The sequence below is a fragment of the Mycetocola spongiae genome (assembly GCF_020424085.1).
GTDB classification, from domain to species: Bacteria; Actinomycetota; Actinomycetes; order Actinomycetales; family Microbacteriaceae; genus Mycetocola; species Mycetocola spongiae.
On record NZ_CP080203.1, the window covers coordinates 3,095,330 to 3,112,995 of the forward strand.

Here is a 17,666-nt window from a genome sequence, read left to right on the forward strand (position 1 = left end):
TTTCCCGCGCGTACCGGGGGCGTGACACGCAGCACCGGAAGGCCAGCTATGACGCTTAATATCGGCTATATCGTGGGAAGCACCTCCGCCAATTCCGAAAACCGGAGGCTGGCCCGGGCCCTGACCCGGCTGGCCCCGCACGGGGTGAGCCTGCGCGAGATTCTGATCTCCGAGCTGGGGTTTTATAACCGCGATCTGGACGGCGATTATCCGGCCCCGGCCCGCGCATTTAAAGCGGAGCTGGCGGCGGTGGACGCCGTGATCCTGGTGACCCCGGAGTATAACCGCGGCCTCCCGGGCTATCTCAAAAATGCGCTGGACTGGGCCAGCCACCCGGTGGGCGAAAACTCGTTATCCCACAAGCCCAGCGCGGTGATCGGCGCCTCGGTATTCCCCGTGGGAACGGCGCTCGCGCAGGCGCAGGCGCGCACCACGCTGGCGTTCCTCGGCTCACCGTGCCTCACGGTACCCGAGGCCCATATTCAGGTGACCCCGGGCTATTTTGATGCCGAGGATCGCGTGAGCGACCCGCGCGCGGCCGAGCGCCTGGGCGCATGGCTGGCGGCATTTATCCGCCACGTGCAGCGCGAGCGCGCCGCCTAGACGGCGCGGCACGCTAGCGAGTCTCGGGGGTCTTATCCTCGCTGCCGCTCCCCGTGCCGTCCTCCGACGCGGGGTCCTCGCCGAGGTCGGGCAGCTCGATCGGCCCGGTATCGGCCTCGGGATGGCCGGAGGTCGAATCGGAGAACTCGCCCTCCTCGTCAAAATCGTAGGCATCGGTTTCCATGCCGATCTGCGCGCTGGACGGCGTGGTCGCGGGCGTCCGGGTGAGCAGCTTCTCCACCTCGGATACGGCCAGGACCTGCTCGGCCTGCGGGTTGATCGGTGCCGAGAGCTTACCCAGCACGCTGTCCACGAGCCCGTCGAGCAGGCCCACGGCATCCTCAACCACGCCCTGATCGCGGGTATCCAGACCGTGCAGGAGCCAGCGGGCGAGCTCCAGCTCGGCGTGCAGCAGGGCGCGCTGGCGGATGAAGCGGTCGGGGGTGCGGGTGCACGACGCACGGTATGCGGCAAATACATCCTCGGCGGCCTCGGGGGCGGCGGTCAGCCAGTGCAGATCGCGCGCGGGATCGCTCACGCGCAGCCCGCTCCATCCCACAACGCCGCTCACGATGGGGCCCACCTCGTGATCGGTGATCAGGAAGGACTCGGCGCTCAGCGTGCCGTTAATCACGGTGGGCTGGAACTGCCAGAGGGCGTCATCGTGTGCCGCCTCGCTCCAGCGCTGGCGGATGGCCTCGGGCAGGCGGCGCGTGGACGCCGCGCGCTCAATCACGTTCAGGGCCTCGTTGCGGCACTGCGCGGCCGTGAGCGAGGGCAGGCCGATATCGGTCACAAAGGACGCCGGCAGCGAGTGGATCGCGGCGATCGCGCCACCGATCGAGGTGGCCACGCCGTCCCCCGCGGGGACATGCTCGGCGGGCACGTGGAAGCCCGGCAGGAACTCGCTCACCACCACGCGGCCGGGGGAGGCCGGAGCCTGCCCGATAACAACTGGAATGTCGAAGGAGAGGCGGCTGCGGATACCCGCGGTCATCGCCTGCAGTGCGATCAGCTCAATCGCCTGTTCACCCGCGGCCCGATCGTTGCCGGGCACACGCACCACCACGTCGGTATCGGCGTCGGTGCGCAGGAGGGCCGAATCAAAATCGCCCGTACTTCCGAGGCCCAGCGGCCCACTTCCGAGCACCACAAGGTCAGGAACCGCGGACGTTGCCATCGCGGCTAGAATTAAATGCGATCTGGCCATGTTCTCTAGGTTAGATTGCCCGGCGCGAAGGTCGATGACCGCCACGCCCGTTTTGATAGGGAGTGTATGTCTGAATCCACCGTAACCGCGCCCACCGCGGCCCGAGAGCCCGCACCCGCGGGCATCGACCGCGACTATAAGACCCGCGATCGCGAGGACCTCCTCGCGTGGCTTGAGGCCACCCCCGAGACCCGCGTGCTGGTCCTGCGCGGCGGCGCCACCCCGGTGGAAAACGGCGCGCTGCGCCTGTTCCGCTGGAGCGAACTCGCGGAGGTGAGCGCACCAAGCTATCTTGGCCGCACCCTGAGCGCCGAAAACGGTGTACCCGCGGGCGCCCCCGTGATCGCCGTGGACCTGGACGATGCCACCGCGGGCGCGCTGCACCCCGGCGCATGGGGAACGCTGCGCGAGGTTGGCGCCGTACTCGGCGCGCGCGATGCGAGCCTGTTTATTGCCGCGCTGGCCCTGATCCACTGGCATCGCGCGGGTGGCTTCTGCACCCGCTGCGGCGCGCTCACCGAGATTCGCCAGGCCGGCTGGTCGCGGCGCTGCCCGTCCTGCAATGCCGAGCATTTTCCGCGCACCGATCCGGCGATCATCGTGCTGGTCAGCGATGCCCAGGACCGCATTTTGCTGGGCTCCAATGCGCTCTGGAAGGCCGGGCAGTATTCGCTGCTCGCGGGCTTTGTGGAGGCCGGGGAATCCCTCGAGGAGGCCGTGGTCCGCGAGGTATTTGAGGAGGCCGGCGTGCGCGCCGTGGCCCCCGAATACCGCGGGTCCCAGGCGTGGCCGCTGCCGCGCTCCCTGATGCTGGGCTATCGCGCCCGGGTCGCCCCCGATTTTGATCCCGCGAGCATCGAGCCCGATGGCGAGGAGATCCTCGACCTGCGCTGGTTTAGCCGCGAGGGCCTGCGCGCCGAGGTGGGCACGCTCACGCTCCCCGGACACGCCTCGATCGCCCGCAAACTCCTGGACGAGTGGCTGATCGAGGACGGCGGTCCCGATATCGACGGCACCGCCGAGCGCGCCTAGATGATCCCCTCACCCACCGATCCCGAGGCGCTGCTGGCCGGGCTGGACCCCGAGCAGCGCGTGGCCGCCGAGGCGCTGCGCGGCCCGGTCTGTGTGCTTGCGGGTGCGGGCACCGGAAAAACCCGGGCCATCACCCATCGCATCGCCTATGGCGTGGCCAGCGGAACCTATGCGGCCAACCGGGTGCTTGCGCTCACCTTCACCACCCGGGCCGCGGCGGAGCTGCGCTCGCGCCTGCGTCAGCTCGGCGCGGGCGCGGTCTCGGCGCGCACGTTTCACTCGGCGGCGCTGAGCCAGCTGAATTATTTTTGGCCACATACCGTGGGCGGCCAGTTTCCGACGCTGATCACGGGCAAGGCCAAGATGCTGGGCCAGCTTGCCGAATCCCGCACGCTGCGCCTGGATACCGCGACGCTGCGCGATCTGGCCGCCGAGATCGAGTGGCGTAAGGTCTCGGGCCTGAGCATCGAACAGTATGCCGCCTCGGATCGCGCGGGCATCGGCAACCTCTCGCTGACCCAGGTGGCCGAGCTGCAGCAGGGCTATGAGGATCTGAAGGACGGCCGCCGCCAGCTCGATTTTGAGGATGTCCTCCTCGCCTGCGTGGGCATGATCCACAGCGAGGCCTCCGTGGCGCTGCAGGTGCGCGAACAGTATCGCTTTTTTGTTGTGGACGAGTATCAGGACGTATCCCCGCTTCAGCAGCAGCTGCTGGATGCGTGGCTCGGGGACCGCAATGATGTCTGTGTGGTGGGCGATGCGAGCCAGACCATCTACTCGTTTGCGGGCGCGCAGAGCTCCTATCTGCTGGAGTTCCCGCAGCGTCACCGCGGCACCACGCTGGTGCAGCTGGAACGCAATTATCGCTCCACCGAGCCGATCGTGGACAGCGCCAACCGGCTGATGCGTGGCCGTCCCGGGGCGCTGGTCCTGCGCGCGGCCACGCCCGAGGCGGCCGAGCCGCCCGCCGCCGCCCGCAAGCCCGCGTGGCCCGAGCCCGAGGTATCGCGCTTCCGCGATGATATGGCCGAGGCGCGCGGCGTGGCCCAGCAGATTCTGGAGCGCGAGCGGGCCGGCACCGCCTTTGCCGATATGGCCGTTCTCTTCCGCGTGAACGTGCAGTCAGGGGCCTTTGAGCAGGCCCTCACCGAGGCGGGTATCCCGTTCCGGCTGCACGGCGGTGCGCGCTTTTTTGATCGCCCTGAGGTGCGCCAGGCGCTCATGGAGCTGCGCGGGGCCTCGGTCTCGATCGTGGGGGAGCCGCTGTTTAAATCCGTTAGCGATGTGCTGCGCTCGCAGGGCTGGACGGTGGATCCGCCCGAGAGCGCGGGGGCGTTGCGCGATCGCTGGGAGGCGCTGAACGCGATCATGAACCTCGTGGATCAGGCGGCACCGGATACCACGCTGCGCCGCTTCACCGATGACCTCCTGGAGCGTCAGGCGGGCCAGCACGAACCCACGATGCCCGCGGTGACGCTCGCCACGGTGCACTCGGCCAAGGGTCTGGAATGGGAGGCAGTGTTCCTGGCCGGGCTCAGTGAGGGGCTGATTCCGATCAGCTATGCCACCACATTTGAGGCCATCGACGAGGAGCGTCGCCTGATGTATGTGGGGATTACCCGGGCCCGCTCGTTCCTCGGGCTGTCCTGGTCCGAGCGCGGGCCGCGCGCCAATGGCCTGCGCGAACCCTCCCGCTTCCTCACGGAGATTGGGTCGCGCCGCAGGCCCACTTCCTAGCGCGGGCGCGCGGGATGCCGGCGCGGGCCGCGGCCTGGCCCGGGCCTATTTCGCGGCTCGGGCCAGGCAGCGCGGCAGGCGCAGGAGCGGGAGACGTTCAGGCTCACCGTGCGACCCAGCGGCGCCAGATCATCAAATTCCAGGGCCCGGGCGCGCAGCCCGCGGTGCCCGCGCAGCAGCCGCGCCGAGAGCGCCGCGGCGGCCGTCTGCCGGGCCAGCGGTGCATGGGGGCCGTGCGCGCTGCCCGGCGAAAACGCGAGCACCTGGGTGGCCAGCGTGGGCCAGAGGGGGTCGCGCCGCGTGTCTAACGCGGCCAGACAGGCCAGGCAGGGGCCCGCGCCGGGCTCGATAAACGGGCCCACCCGGATGATGCGGTCGCCATAGGTGAGCGACAGATGGGGGATATCGGCGCCGAGCCAGGGCGCATAGCGCCGCGGGGCGCAAACAAAACCGGACACGATCACGGCGGCGGCGATGCCCGGGGCGGGGGCCGCCTCCTCCCCGGCGCGGAGAATCGGCGGGGCGAGCCCGGCGTCCGCGGTCGCGCGCAGCAGCTCCGGAAGGGCCGGGCCGCCCGCGAGTGCCCAGGCGGGCGCGGGAGTCCCGGGCGTGATGGATATGGGCGTGGTGGGCGCGGGATCGATCGGGGTGGGGCCGGGCGCGGGCGCGGCGGGATGCCCCTCGCGCAGCGCCCCGGAGATCGCGGCAAGAAACTCGCGCACCCGCGCCTCGCCCAGATCGTGCTCGCGCCCGAGCCGCAGCAGCGTTGCCAGGCTTGCCCCGGGGCGCAGCGCACCCAGCAGGATCTCGCATGCGGGCGGAAGATCCTCGAGCCGGGCCACGGGGCGGTCAAAGCCCAGCTGAAGGGCATGCGGCCCGCGCCACAGCACCGGAAGGCTCGGGTCCAGGCTCAGAATCATGCGCCGATTATGCCGTCCCAGCCTGCGTATTGGCTCCCTGGTCGGCGGGGAAAAAAGGGGCGGTGCGGAAAAGCTTCCGCACCGCCCCGGGAACCGCCTAGCGGTTATCCTCCGGGTCCTCGGCGGAGCCCCCGGCCTCGCCGCGCAGCAGCGCCTCCAGCGCATCGTCCATCTCATCGCGCGCGGGTGCCTCGCCGCGGGCGGCGGCCTCGAGCCGGGCCACGAGGGCCGCCGGATCGTCGATATCCGCCGAGGTGGGGACCAGATCCGGGTGGGACCACAGCGCGTCGCGCGCCTCATCGCCCACCGCATCGGTCACGGTCTGCCACATTGCGGCGGCCTCGCGCAGGCGGCGCGGACGCAGCTCCAGGCCCACCAGCGTGGAGAAGGCCGATTCCGCCGGGCCACCCGTGGCGCGGCGGCGCTTGACGGTTTCGGAGAGGGCCTGCGCGCGCGGGAGACGCGTGGTGGCACGGGTGGTGACCACATCCACCCAGCCCTCGATCAGGGCGAGGGTGGTTTCCAGGCGGGCGAGGGTGGCCAGCTGTTCCTCGCTCTTGGGCGGAATCAGCGAACCATTGCTCAGCGCCTCGCGCAGCTGTTCGGGATTGGAGGGGTCGAAGTCCTCCGCGAGCGATTCCATGCGTTCGGTATCGATGTTTATGCCGCGGGCAAATGCGGTGATCGAGGAGATCAGGTGCAGGCGCAGCCAGCGCGCATTGCGGAAGAGCCGGGCATGCGCGAGCTCGCGCACGGCGAGATAAATCTGGATCTGATCCACGGGGATATCCAGGCCCTCGCCAAAGGCCGCAATATTCTGCGGGATCAGCACGGCGTGGTTATCCTCCATCAGCGGAATGCCGATATCGCCGCCCGAGACCACCTCGGTGGAGAGCTGGCCCACCACCTGGCCCAGCTGCAGGGCAAAGAGTGCCCCGCCCACGCTGCGCAGCATCTGGCTGGCGTTTTCGATCATGCCGCGCATCTCCTCGGGGGCCTGCTCGGCGAGAACCCGGCCGAGGGCATCGGAGATGCTCGTGGCCACGGGCTCGGCCAGCTGGGTCCAGACCGGCATCGAGAGCCGCGACCATTCGGCGCGGCTCACGAGCGAGGGGGTCGCGCTGAGCGCGGAAAGCTGGGTGGCATCGGCGAGCCAGAGCGCGGCGATATTCAGCGCCTGCTCGAGCTGGGCGCGCACCTCGGGGGTGGTCTCCACGCTGCCGGTATTGGCCAGTTTGCGGGCCTGCTCATCGGCCACCGACCAGTTCACCTCGCCGTTGGCGGCACCGCTCATCGCGTTCTGAAGCTGCGAGAGCATGGCGGCAAGCGCCGCGGGGTCCGCGGGGAGTCCGGCGGCACCGGCAAGCTGTGAGGGGTCAACCCCGCCCTGTCCGGACAGAAACTGATTCAGCATCTCCCGGAATTCGTCCTCGGGATTTGTGGGGAATTCGTCTGGCACGTGCGCCACCTTTCCGATGTGCTCCGGGTTGCCCTTCCTACGCTACTGCCTCGCATGCGACCGCCGGGGGAAAACCAGGGTACTCCCTTCCGCCCGCCGCGAACAGGACACGGTATTATTTTTCTGTGCCACCCGAACGTGGGGTACGGGGAAGAGGAGGGATCGACGTGACGCAGCAGCCCAGCGACGCCAAAGATGTCCCCGAGCTGCCCGCCAGCCGGAGGCTACCCCACTATCCCGCCCCCGCCGATTCCGCGGAAAAAACAGCCGCGCCCCCGGCCGCTCCGCGCCCCGCGGCCGCGCGCCCCGTGCCCGTTACGGATCCGCCCGGGCATCGCACCCTCGGAATCATCGGCACGGTCCTCTTTTTTCCGGTGGGCATTTTTGCGCTGCTGCGCTCCTCCGAGTCCTCGCGCGCGTGCGCGGCGGGCGACCGGGAGCGGGCGCGCGCCGCGTCCACCCGGGCGCGCACGCTGTCCACGATTGCGATCGCGATCGGTGTCCCGTTCTGGGTCCTGGGCCTCGGTTTGGGGTTTATCCTGATCGGGTTATCGGGCCTCGCCGGCGGCGGGGTCGCGGGAGATCGGGTGGCGTTTCCGGAGCCCGCGGTGCCGGCCGTGCCCGTGGCCGACGCCGAGAGCGGAGATTATCGGGTGGGGATCTGGGGGATGGGTGACGAATCCGCGCGGATCACCATCAGCGTGAATGGCGCGGAGGAGTCCCGCTATTTTTTCCGGGATACCACCGTGGTCTATTACGGCCTGGAGCCGGGAGATACCGTCGAGATACGCGTGGATCCCGAGGCGGAGGGCCACGGATCCACCCCCGGATGCGGGTTCACCACGGTGGACGACGACTATATCCAATCAAATTTTGGCGTCCCCGCGCGCTGTAGCTTCACCCGGCCGCCGATAAACTGAGCCGCCCCCAGGCAATGCTCGGCCCGGAACTCCTAAGCTAGAGTCTCGGAGCCTCTTTTCTCCGCTCCCGTTTTTCTCTCCGTTCCGAAAGGCCCCTCCCGGTGACCCTATTCACTCCCGAACCGACCGTTGCCTCACGGGACCCGCACGCTCGTCGTCGCCGCGCCGGATGGATTGCACTCGCGGTGGCCATGCTCCTGCTCCTGGCGATGGCCCTGTGGCCCAGCAATTATCTGGTGCAGCAGCCGGGCCCGGTGGCCAATACCATCGGCACCACCACGGTGGATAAGAAGGAGGTGCCGGTGATCGAAATCAACGGCGCCGAGACCTTCGATACGGAGGGAGCCCTGGACCTGCTCACGGTGCAGATCCTCGGGGATCGCGAGCGTCCGGCCAATTGGCTGAGCGTGGCCGCGGCCTGGTTTGATCCGAGCCGCACCGTGGTGCCGATCGACAGCGTCTATGCCCCGGGTATGACCAGCGGCCAGCGCGAGGAGCAGAATAAGCAGCTCATGGTGTCCTCGCAGCAGGATGCGGTGGCCGCGGCGCTCCTGCACCTGGGCTATTCGGTGCCGGCCAAGCTGCGCATCACCACGATCCAGGAGGGCAGCCCCGCCGATGGCCCCCTGGTGATCGGCGATGAGGTGATCGCCATTAACGGCGAGGCCATGAGCGATCTGGAGGCCGTGCGCGCCGCCGTGAAAAATAACGCGGGTACCGAGCCGCTGAGCATCGACGTGATCCGCGATGGCGAGCCGCTCACCGTGAGCGCCACGCCCGTGAAGGTGAGCGAGCCGGGCGGAGCCACGCGCTATATGCTCGGCATCGGAACCGGCGAGGTTTTTGAGTTCCCCTTCGACGTAAAGATCCATCTTGAAGACATCGGCGGCCCGAGCGCCGGCATGATGTTTGCGCTGGGCATCATCGATAAGCTCACCCCCGGCAACCTCAACGGCGGAAAAAATATTGCGGGCACCGGAACCATCACCTCAGCCGGAACGGTGGGGGCCATCGGCGGGGTGCGCCAGAAACTCTTTGCCGCTAAGGATGCCGGTGCCGAGTACTTCCTCGCGCCCGAGAGCAACTGCGATGAGGTCATTGGACATATCCCCGGGGACCTGCAGGTCTTCGCCGTAAAAACCCTCGACGATTCGCTTGCCGTGCTGCAGGCCGTGCGCGATGGGGGCGACATGACGGGGCTCCCGACCTGCTCCGCAGACGCCTCGGGGAAATAGTTTTCCAGCCAACCCGCGTAGACTAGGCCGACGACCCCGATTTCCAACGAAGGCCTAACGTGACGTCAGCTACCAATACTGCATCAACTCCAGCCCCCAAAAAGAGATCCCCACTCGCTATAACCGCGATCATCGTCGGCATATTAGTCGTGGCATTCTTCGCTTTCTCGGGCTTCTATACCGACTTCCTCTGGTACGAACAGCTTGGCTTCACGGCCGTGCTCGCCACCAAGTGGATCGCCACGACCGCCATGTTCCTGATCGGTTTCATTGGCATGGCCGTCCCGGTATGGCTCAGCATCCACCTCGCGTATAAGCTGCGCCCGGTATATGCCAAGCTCTCGAGTCAGCTCGACCGCTATCAGGAAATGATCGAGCCCCTGCGCAAGCTCGCCACCTACGGTATCCCCGTGGTGCTGGGCCTGTTTGCCGGTCTCTCCACCGCCGGACGGTGGGAAGTTGTGCTCATGTGGTTCAACTCCACGCCCACCGGTACGATCGATCCCCAGTTTGGTTTCGACGCCGCGTTTTATATGTTTGAGCTTCCGTTCTATCGCGGAATCGTGGCCTTTGCCTCGGCGGCCGTGCTGCTGAGCCTCATCCTGACCGCCGTGGTGTGCTATCTCTACGGTTCGATCCACCTGAGCGGCCGCGAGCTGCGTATCTCCAAGCACGCCCGCATCCAGATTGCCGTCCTCGCGGGCGTCTACCTGCTGCTGCAGGGTGTCTCGATCTGGTTTGACCAGTACGCCACGCTCAACCAGACTGGCGACCTCTTCACCGGTGTGAACTATACCGCCGCCAATGCCACGATCCCCGGAAAGATGATCCTCGCGGGCATCGCCGTATTTGTGGCTATTTTGTTCTTTGTCACCGCCTTCATCGGCCGCTGGCGCCTGCCCATCGTGGGTACCGCGCTGCTGCTGGTTTCCGCGCTTGTGGTGGGTGTGGCCTATCCGGCCATCGTCCAGCGCTTCCAGGTGGCACCGAACGCCAAGAACCTCGAAACGGATTATCTGAAGCATAATATTGAGCTCACGCGCCTCGCGTATGGCCTCGATAAGGTTGAGGAAATCCCCTATGCGGCCACCACCGATGCCGAGCCGGGGGCCCTGCGTTCCGACGCCGAGACCACCGCAAATATCCGCATCATCGACCCGGCCGTGGTCACCAAGTCCTTCCAGCAGCTTGAGCAGTTTAAGCAGTACTACAGCTTCAATAAGGTGCTGGATGTGGACCGCTACGAGATCGACGGCCGCACCCAGGATGCCGTGGTCGCCGTGCGTGAGCTGAACCAGGGCGGTATCGAGGGCGATAAGTGGGTGAACTCGGCGCTGGTCTATACCCACGGTTATGGCCTCGTCGCTGCCTACGGTAATAAGCGCTCGAGCGATGGCCAGCCCGTGTTTATGCAGGCTGGTATCCCCTCCGCCGGAAAGCTCGGCGAGTTTGAGCCGCGCGTGTACTTCGGTGAGCGTTCCCCGGGCTATTCCGTGGTGGGTGCCCCCAAGGGTTCCAAGCCGGTTGAGCTCGACTATCCCGCGAGCCGCGATGGCGATCAGCAGGAGTACTACACGTTCACCGGCGACGGTGGGCCCAAGCTGGACAACATCTTCAATAAGCTCGTTTATGCGCTGAAGTTCCAGTCCGAGCAGATATTCCTGTCCTCGGATGTAACCGATAGCTCGCAGATTCTTTATGACCGTGATCCGATCACGCGCGTAAAGAAGGCCGCCCCGTATCTCACGCTCGACTCCGATCCGTACCCCTCCGTGGTGGACGGCCGGATCAAGTGGATCATCGACGGCTATACCACCTCGGCCGACTTCCCGTATTCGAAGACCGTGAGCCTGTCGAGCTCGATCTCCGATGCCGAGGGTCGCTCCACGTATGCGCTGGACGATATCAACTACATGCGCAACTCGGTTAAGGCCACGGTTGATGCCTATGACGGCTCGGTCACGCTCTATGCGTGGGACGAGGACGACGCGGTGCTGAAGACCTGGCAGAAGATCTACCCCAACGCCATCAAGCCCATGTCGGAGATGAGCGGCGATCTGATGAGCCACGTGCGCTATCCGAGCGATATGTTCAAGGTGCAGCGTAAGGTTCTGGGCGATTATCACGTCACCAACCCGGGACAGTTCTTCTCGCAGACCGATAAGTGGATCACGCCGAACGACCCGCAGTCCAAGGCCAACGATCCCAAGCTGCAGCCGCCGTACTTCCTGACCATGCAGATGCCCGGCCAGGAGAAGCCCAGCTACTCGCTGTACTCCACCTTCATTCCGCCCGGAAAGGGTGAGGACAGCCGTAACGTGCTCACCGGTTATCTCGCCGCCGACGCCAATGCCGGCAACGAGAAGGGTAAGCGCAGCGAGGACTACGGAAAGCTGCGATTGCTCACGCTGACCTCGGGAGACGCAATCCCCGGTCCGGGACAGGTGCAGAACACGTTTAACGCCAACCAGGAAGTCTCCAAGGAGATCAACCTGCTCAAGCAGGGCCAGACCGAGGTGCTGAACGGTAACCTGCTGACCCTGCCCGTGGGTGGTGGACTGCTCTACGTCCAGCCGGTTTATGTGCAGTCCAGCGGTACCACCAAGTTCCCGCTGCTGCAGCGGGTGCTGGTGGCCTTCGGTGACAAGATCGCCTTTAGGTCCACGCTGGACGAGGCCCTGGATGAGCTGTTTGGTGGCGACTCCGGTGCCAGCGCCGGCGACGGCGATGCGGCAACCACGCCCGATCCCCAGCCGGGGGCCGGCACGGACGGGGAGACGCCCACCGAGGGGGAGACCCCGAGCACGGGCGGTTCCACCGATCCCGCCTCCGAGGAGACCGTGCGCGCCGCACTGACCGATGCGGCGCAGGCCATGAAGGATAAGGCCGCGGCACTCGAAAAGGGTGACTGGGCCGCGTATGGTGAGGCCGATAAGAAGCTCACCGACGCGATCAACCGCGCCAACGCCGCCCTGCAGTAGGGTCTGGCGCCGCGCGGCGGCCCCCGTAACCTCCCCGGAGGATACGGGGGCCGCCGTGTTTTATGTCCCGAAGAGGCGTGCGTGGGGCCGCCGCGGCGCGGTATTCCGCGGCAATTCCCGATCCGCCGCGCCGGGGGAGCGGGCCGATTGGCCTTCCCGAGCGGGGCGCTGTAGAGTAATACATGTAGCGCGGGATGGAGCAGTTCGGTAGCTCGCTGGGCTCATAACCCAGAGGTCGTAGGTTCAAATCCTGCTCCCGCAACCAAAATAAAAGGGCCGGAAATCTTCACAGATTTCCGGCCCTTTTGTGTTTCCTCTCGGGCTCGCGCGGTGGGTTTCGACGCGCCGGTTGTGGCCGATTGGTGTGACGTGGGGTCGCATGCTAATCTGGAAAACGTAACGCGGGGTGGAGCAGTTCGGTAGCTCGCCGGGCTCATAACCCGGAGGTCGTAGGTTCAAATCCTGCCCCCGCAACCAGCAGAACCGCCGCCGTGATTCCCAGGAATCACGGCGGCGGTTTTTTGTTCCCGGGGGAGAGCTCGGGAGGTATTTCCCAAGACCGGGCGGCCCTCCTACTGGGGTATTGACGAAACCTACTGAGAGCCCGCCAGGTTTACACGCAAAATCGGCCAGTGTGCTGTTGGTATGGCTCCGCTGCTCCTAGAGTCTTTTTGATAGCTCATACGGAAGTAGAAGATTCGGGTTCTTCGCTTCGCGCTCCCTTTCGAGGCGGGCGATCGTTTACGGTCGGGGGACCGGACTGCGAGTGGGCCGTCTTGGGTCGGCCGGAACCTTTGGGGGGTAACGGCCGGCCACACTTCTTTAACTCCCCGCGGCGCCGACCCGCGTAGGCTGGGGGCATGACCGCCTCCCACCCCGCCACCGTGACCGTGGCCGTTGCACAGTTCGCCCCGGGCCCGGATACCGCGGAAAACCTCAAAAATATTTCCCGCCTGGCCGCGACCGCACACGCCCGCGGTGCCGAGCTGGTGCTCTTTCCCGAATACTCCGCCTATTTCAGCGCGCCGTTCACCGCGGAGACCCGCCGCGGCGCCCAGGGGCTCGAGGGCGAGTTTATTCGGGCACTGGGTGCCGTGGTTCGGGAACACTCGCTCTGGCTCGTGGTGGGGCTCCTGGAGGCCCGTCCGGACGCCCCGGAGCCCGGGATGTGCAATACCGTGGTGGCCCTCGGGCCGGACGGCGCGATCCACGCGCGCTATCGCAAGGCACACCTCTACGACGCCTTTGGCTATCGGGAGAGCGAATTTGTGCTGCCGGGGGAGATCACCCCGCCCGAGACGTTCGGCATCAACGGCCTCCGCTTTGGCCTGCAAACCTGTTATGACCTCCGGTTCCCCGAGGTCTCGCGCACGCTGATCGATGCCGGCGCGGATGTCCTCCTGGTGCCCGCGCAGTGGGTCCCGGGGCCGCTCAAGGAACACGCCTGGAATACCCTGTTGGCCGCCCGGGCCATCGAAAATACCGCCTATGTGGTGGCGAGCGATCATCCGCTGCCCGCGGGTATTGGCCTCGCGCAGATCCTCGATCCGGCGGGCATTCCCCTGGCCGGGCTGGGCACGGAGGCCGGAGTGGTCCTCGCCGAGCTCTCGGCGGCGGAGATTACGCGGGTTCGCGCGCAGAATCCCGCGCTCGCGCTGCGGCGGTTCGCCGTGACGCCGCGCGAGGGGGTCGCTCCCACCAGAACTGGGGGCCGGGCCGAGTGATCCCGCCCTTCTGGCCCCGAGCAAATAGCGATAGTCTCGGCGCAAGGGTTTGCGCCCGATGACATTGGGGAGGGTATCGGTGCAGGTATTTGGGGCGACGGTGGACGAGCACACGCGCTGCGTGCACTATGGCAGCGAGCGCGATATCGTGGCGATCCGGTTTTATTGTTGCGGCCGCTTCTACCCGTGCCATCTCTGTCACGAGGAGGACGCCGATCACCTTCCGCAGCGTTGGCCCCGCGAGCGCTGGGACGAGCCCGCGATCCTGTGCGGGCAGTGCTCGCAGACGCTGCCCATTAATACCTATCTGGTGGTCGAGCGTTGCCCGCACTGCCGATCCGAGTTTAATCCGGGCTGTGCGCTGCACGCCCCGCTCTATTTTGATACCGCGGACACCGCCCACGCGGGTATCGCGGATCCCGTGCGCGCGAGCGCCTAGAGCGAGGCGAGGCGCGATACTGCCTCGTGTAATACCTCCGGGCGCTTAGAAAACGCAAACCGCAGGAGCGAGCCATAGCGCGGGGCGTTCTCCGCGTGCACAAAGGCGCCCACGGGGATTGCGGTGACCCCGATCTGCCCGGGCAGGGCGCGCGCGAGCGCCGTGGCATCGCCGTGGCCAAGCGGCGCGGCATCGGCCACGATGAAATAGCCCGCGGCCGGCAGCGATACCGTGAACCCGGCCGCGGTCAGCCCCGCGGCGAGCAGATCGCGTTTGGCCTGGAGATCGCTCGCGAGGGTCAAAAAATAGGAGTCGGGCAGGGCGAGCGCGGCGGCGATCGCGGGCTGAAACGGCGCCCCGCTGACATAGCTTAGGAACTGCTTCACGGCGGTGACCCGCGCGACGAGCGTGGCGGGGCCGCTTAGCCATCCGATCTTCCAGCCCGTGGTGTTAAAGGTTTTGCCCCCGGAGGAGATTGTGATCGTGCGCTCGGCGGCCCCGGGCAGGGTGGCGATGGGCTCGTGGCGGCGGCCGTCAAAAAGCAGGTGCTCATAGACCTCATCGGTGAGGATGAGGGCATCATGCCGGTGTGCAAGCTCCACGATCAGCTCCAGCGTGGCCCGGTCGGTCACCGCACCCGTGGGGTTATGCGGGGTATTCAACAGGATGATGCGGGTGCGATCGCTGATCGCCGCGCGTAAACGCTCGGGATCCGGGGCAAACGCGGGCCATTCGAGCGGCACGGTCACATGCCGCGCGCCGGCCAGGGAGATCAGGCCCCCATAGGCGTCATAAAACGGCTCAAACGTCACCACCTCGTCCCCGGGTTCGGTGAGCGCAAGAATGCTCGCGGCCAGGGCCTCGGTGGCCCCCGTGGTGACCAGAATTTCCCGGTCGGGATCGAGGCGCAGCCCGTAGAAACGCTCCTGATGGGTGGCGATTGCCGCACGCAGCGCGGGGATGCCGATGCCCGGCGGATATTGATTATGGCCCTCTGCGATAGCGGTGCGGGCGAGTTCCAGGATCTCCGCGGGGCCGTCCTCATCGGGGAAGCCCTGGCCGAGGTTCAGCGCGCCGCTCGCCACGGAGAGTGCGCTCATCTCGGCAAAAATCGAGGGGGTAAGGGCGCCGTGTGCTCCCAGGAGTCCGGCGCCGTGGGAGGCGCGCTGCCAGCCAAATGTCGTGGTCATCGGAGGAGATACCCCGTCCCTTGCTCGGTGCGGGCCGCGGGCCCTGGGCTTTTTGCGAATAATGCCGCCGCCCCAGAATATCGATAATCGCGCCGTTATCCCCGCGATCACGCTAAAATGACGGTTATGTCGGGGCGGAGACATCGTCCGAGTCCGGGCCGTTAACCGAGCGGGGATCTACACAGCGCCCGCTTATGTAACGTCCAGGTTCGCCCGCCATGCTGACCTTGCTTGGAAGGAGCAGAGATGACTCACGAACCGATTGACGCAGAAAACCCCGGAACCACTCCGGTGCCCTCGAATGAGGAGAGCAATACCCCCGAGGCCCCGCGGCCCGCACCCCCGCTTCCCACCGAGGACGCCGCCGAGGCCTCCCGGCGCGAGGCCGCCGAGCGCGAGCAGCTCGCCGCCGCCGAGGCCTATCGTGCCCGGCTGCGCGAGGAGCAGGAGCAGCGTGCCCGCGAGGAGCAGCATCGCGCCGCACTGGCCCGCGAGGAGGAGGCCCGCCGCATCCGTGCCGAGTCCGATGCCCGCGTGACCCGCCCCGTGGAGCCGAGCGCCGCGGGACATTCCGCCTATGCCCCCGCGCCGGCCCAGCCCACCGCGGCCCAGCCCGCTCAGGCCCAGCCCACTCAGGCTCAGCCCACGCAGGCCCAGCCGACACAGGCTCAGCCCACGCAGGCCCAGCACAACCACTTTGCCGCGCCCTCCCAGCCGCACGCGGGCCACGCGCCCCAGCCGGCTCCGGGACAGCAGCACGCCGCGGCCCCGCACTACGCGGGCACGGCCGCCTATCCCGCGGCGCAGGACCACTCCGCCACCCAGCCCTTTGGCTATGACGGCGGCCAGGGCGGGGTTCCGCCCCTGGACCCCGGCAATGCCTTCAGCGCCCCCGAGCAGCCCCGCAAGCGTCGCGGCGGAATGCTCCTGATCGCCGGTGTCGCCGTGGGAGCCCTGCTCGGCGGCGGTGTGGGCGCCTATGTGACCTCCGCAATCATGCCCACCCATAGCGCCGTGGGCCAGGCCGGCAATGCCGGCTCGGGTGCGATCACCATCAACGATAAAAATAATGTAAACCAGATCGCCGCGGTGGCCGGAAAGGTGCTGCCCAGCACCGTAACCATCACCGTCACGAGCGCCGAGGGTGAGAGCACGGGCTCCGGCTCGTTCATCACCAAGGACGGCTATATCCTCACCAATAACCACGTGGTCACCATGGGTGGGGCCACCACCGATGTCTCCGTGCGCGTACAGGACAGCAACGGACGCCTGTATAAGGCCACGGTCATCGGTGCCGACCCGCTGAACGACCTCGCCGTGATCAAGGTGGAGGGCAAGGACTTCACCCCGGTGGAGTTTGCCGATTCGGATAAGCTCAACGTCGGCGAAATGGCCATCGCCCTCGGCGCGCCGCGCGGGCTGAACGACTCCGTGACCAACGGAATCGTCAGCGCGCTGAACCGCAGCATCTCGCTTCCCTCCACCGAGGTCCCCGAAAACGACGGTTCGCAGACCGAGCCCGAGAGCCCCTGGGGCTTTGACCTGCCCGGTAAGCAGCAGCAGCAAAATACCGCGCAGTCCTCCGTGCCGATCGGCGTGATCCAGACCGACGCCCCGATCAACCCCGGAAACTCGGGAGGCCCGCTCGTGGATGCCGAGGGCAAGCTCATCGGCGTGAACGTGGCAATCTACCACGCGGGTACCGACGAGACCGCGGGGTCGATTGGCCTCGGCTTTGCCATCCCGTCCAATACCGCCAAGCGCATCTCGGATGAGCTGATCGCCAATGGCAAGGCCACCCACGGCCTGCTGGGCGCCACCGTGGCCGATGCCAATAACGATCCCGACGCCACGGTTGTGGGCGCCACCATCAAGGAGGTCAGCCCCGGGGGAGCCGCCGAGAAGGGCGGGCTGCGCGCGGGTGACCTCGTGACCGCACTGAACGGAAAGCCCGTGACCAACCCCAGCGATCTGACCGCTCAGGTGCGCTCCTATGCGCCGGATACCGAGGTGGAGATCACCTTTGTACGCGGCGGACAGGCGCAGACCACCAAGGTGACGTTGGGCGCACTGAGCACCAAATAACACCCCTCGATTCATCTCATCCAGGCATGTGCCCGCGATATCCGCACCGGATATCGCGGGCATTCCTGTGTGTGGGCAGACCGGGAGCGCTACGGTGGCCTGGTAAGCTCTAATTCGGACAAAAACCAGTG

General features: G+C 66.9%; 13 protein-coding genes and 2 tRNA genes. 11 read left to right on the forward strand and 4 right to left on the reverse strand.

The window, feature by feature from the left end; translation table 11 throughout:
- Nucleotides 1-48 precede the first annotated feature (48 nt).
- Nucleotides 49-603, forward strand: coding sequence for an NADPH-dependent FMN reductase (locus KXZ72_RS14235; protein WP_226081591.1), 555 nt, complete (start codon nt 49-51; stop codon nt 601-603).
- A 13-nt stretch (nt 604-616) separates the two neighbouring features.
- Here the strand turns inward: KXZ72_RS14235 and KXZ72_RS14240 are convergent, their stop codons facing one another.
- Complete coding sequence (locus KXZ72_RS14240; RefSeq protein WP_226081592.1) at nt 617-1,783, reverse strand: phosphotransferase; 1,167 nt, start codon at nt 1,781-1,783, stop codon at nt 617-619.
- 96 nt (nt 1,784-1,879) lie between these two features.
- Between KXZ72_RS14240 and nudC the strand changes: the two genes are divergently transcribed.
- Both nudC and KXZ72_RS14250 read left to right on the forward strand, forming a co-directional pair.
- On the forward strand, nt 1,880-2,845 hold the full coding sequence (gene nudC, locus KXZ72_RS14245; RefSeq protein ID WP_226081593.1) for an NAD(+) diphosphatase: 966 nt from the start codon (nt 1,880-1,882) through the stop codon (nt 2,843-2,845).
- Nucleotides 2,846-4,582, forward strand: coding sequence for an ATP-dependent helicase (locus tag KXZ72_RS14250; RefSeq protein WP_226081594.1), 1,737 nt, complete (start codon nt 2,846-2,848; stop codon nt 4,580-4,582).
- On the opposite strand, the gene KXZ72_RS14255 is transcribed toward KXZ72_RS14250, so the two are convergent.
- Both KXZ72_RS14255 and KXZ72_RS14260 read right to left on the reverse strand, forming a co-directional pair.
- Nucleotides 4,579-5,502: a hypothetical protein gene (locus tag KXZ72_RS14255; RefSeq protein ID WP_226081595.1), complete on the reverse strand. Its 924-nt coding sequence runs from the start codon at nt 5,500-5,502 to the stop codon at nt 4,579-4,581. The genes KXZ72_RS14250 and KXZ72_RS14255 overlap by 4 nt on opposite strands.
- Nucleotides 5,503-5,599: 97 nt before the next feature.
- Nucleotides 5,600-6,961, reverse strand: coding sequence for a zinc-dependent metalloprotease (locus KXZ72_RS14260; RefSeq protein WP_404823653.1), 1,362 nt, complete (start codon nt 6,959-6,961; stop codon nt 5,600-5,602).
- A 167-nt stretch (nt 6,962-7,128) separates the two neighbouring features.
- Here KXZ72_RS14260 and KXZ72_RS14265 point away from each other — a divergent pair, with 167 nt between their 5' ends.
- From KXZ72_RS14265 to KXZ72_RS14295, 7 genes are all read left to right on the forward strand, one after another.
- Nucleotides 7,129-7,881: a CD225/dispanin family protein gene (locus KXZ72_RS14265; RefSeq protein ID WP_226081596.1), complete on the forward strand. Its 753-nt coding sequence runs from the start codon at nt 7,129-7,131 to the stop codon at nt 7,879-7,881.
- 101 nt (nt 7,882-7,982) lie between these two features.
- Nucleotides 7,983-9,116, forward strand: a complete 1,134-nt coding sequence (locus KXZ72_RS14270; RefSeq protein ID WP_226081597.1) for a YlbL family protein — start codon at nt 7,983-7,985, stop codon at nt 9,114-9,116.
- A 59-nt stretch (nt 9,117-9,175) separates the two neighbouring features.
- Nucleotides 9,176-12,097 (forward strand): UPF0182 family membrane protein, encoded by a 2,922-nt coding sequence (locus KXZ72_RS14275; RefSeq protein ID WP_404823654.1) that lies wholly within the window; start codon nt 9,176-9,178, stop codon nt 12,095-12,097.
- A 188-nt stretch (nt 12,098-12,285) separates the two neighbouring features.
- A tRNA-Met gene (locus KXZ72_RS14280) sits at nt 12,286-12,362 on the forward strand.
- Between the two features lie 135 nt (nt 12,363-12,497).
- Nucleotides 12,498-12,574, forward strand: a tRNA-Met gene (locus tag KXZ72_RS14285).
- Nucleotides 12,575-12,957: 383 nt separating this feature from the next.
- Nucleotides 12,958-13,821 (forward strand): carbon-nitrogen hydrolase family protein, encoded by an 864-nt coding sequence (locus KXZ72_RS14290; RefSeq protein WP_226081598.1) that lies wholly within the window; start codon nt 12,958-12,960, stop codon nt 13,819-13,821.
- 58 nt (nt 13,822-13,879) lie between these two features.
- Nucleotides 13,880-14,260 carry a CHY zinc finger protein gene (locus KXZ72_RS14295; protein WP_226081599.1) on the forward strand — a complete coding sequence of 127 codons (381 nt, stop codon included), beginning with the start codon at nt 13,880-13,882 and terminating at the stop codon, nt 14,258-14,260.
- On the opposite strand, the gene KXZ72_RS14300 is transcribed toward KXZ72_RS14295, so the two are convergent.
- Entirely contained in the window at nt 14,257-15,450 is a 1,194-nt protein-coding gene (locus KXZ72_RS14300) for an aminotransferase class I/II-fold pyridoxal phosphate-dependent enzyme (RefSeq protein ID WP_226081600.1), read from the reverse strand. The genes KXZ72_RS14295 and KXZ72_RS14300 overlap by 4 nt on opposite strands.
- Before the next feature lie 246 nt (nt 15,451-15,696).
- On the opposite strand from KXZ72_RS14300, the gene KXZ72_RS14305 reads away from it, so the two are divergent.
- Entirely contained in the window at nt 15,697-17,535 is a 1,839-nt protein-coding gene (locus KXZ72_RS14305) for a S1C family serine protease (protein ID WP_226081601.1), read from the forward strand.
- The last annotated feature ends 131 nt before the right edge of the window (nt 17,536-17,666 follow it).

Excerpts from the sequence above, each read along its gene's own strand:
- KXZ72_RS14305 (WP_226081601.1), top strand. The coding sequence starts at position 15,697 with ATGACTCACGAACCGATTGACGCAGAAAACCCCGGAACCACTCCGGTG.
- KXZ72_RS14295 (WP_226081599.1), top strand. The coding sequence starts at position 13,880 with ATGACATTGGGGAGGGTATCGGTGCAGGTATTTGGGGCGACGGTGGAC.
- KXZ72_RS14240 (WP_226081592.1), bottom strand. The coding sequence starts at position 1,783 with ATGGCAACGTCCGCGGTTCCTGACCTTGTGGTGCTCGGAAGTGGGCCG.
- KXZ72_RS14235 (WP_226081591.1), top strand. The coding sequence starts at position 49 with ATGACGCTTAATATCGGCTATATCGTGGGAAGCACCTCCGCCAATTCC.
- KXZ72_RS14290 (WP_226081598.1), top strand. The coding sequence starts at position 12,958 with ATGACCGCCTCCCACCCCGCCACCGTGACCGTGGCCGTTGCACAGTTC.
- KXZ72_RS14255 (WP_226081595.1), bottom strand. The coding sequence starts at position 5,502 with ATGATTCTGAGCCTGGACCCGAGCCTTCCGGTGCTGTGGCGCGGGCCG.
- nudC (WP_226081593.1), top strand. The coding sequence starts at position 1,880 with ATGTCTGAATCCACCGTAACCGCGCCCACCGCGGCCCGAGAGCCCGCA.
- KXZ72_RS14300 (WP_226081600.1), bottom strand. The coding sequence starts at position 15,450 with ATGACCACGACATTTGGCTGGCAGCGCGCCTCCCACGGCGCCGGACTC.
- KXZ72_RS14250 (WP_226081594.1), top strand. The coding sequence starts at position 2,846 with ATGATCCCCTCACCCACCGATCCCGAGGCGCTGCTGGCCGGGCTGGAC.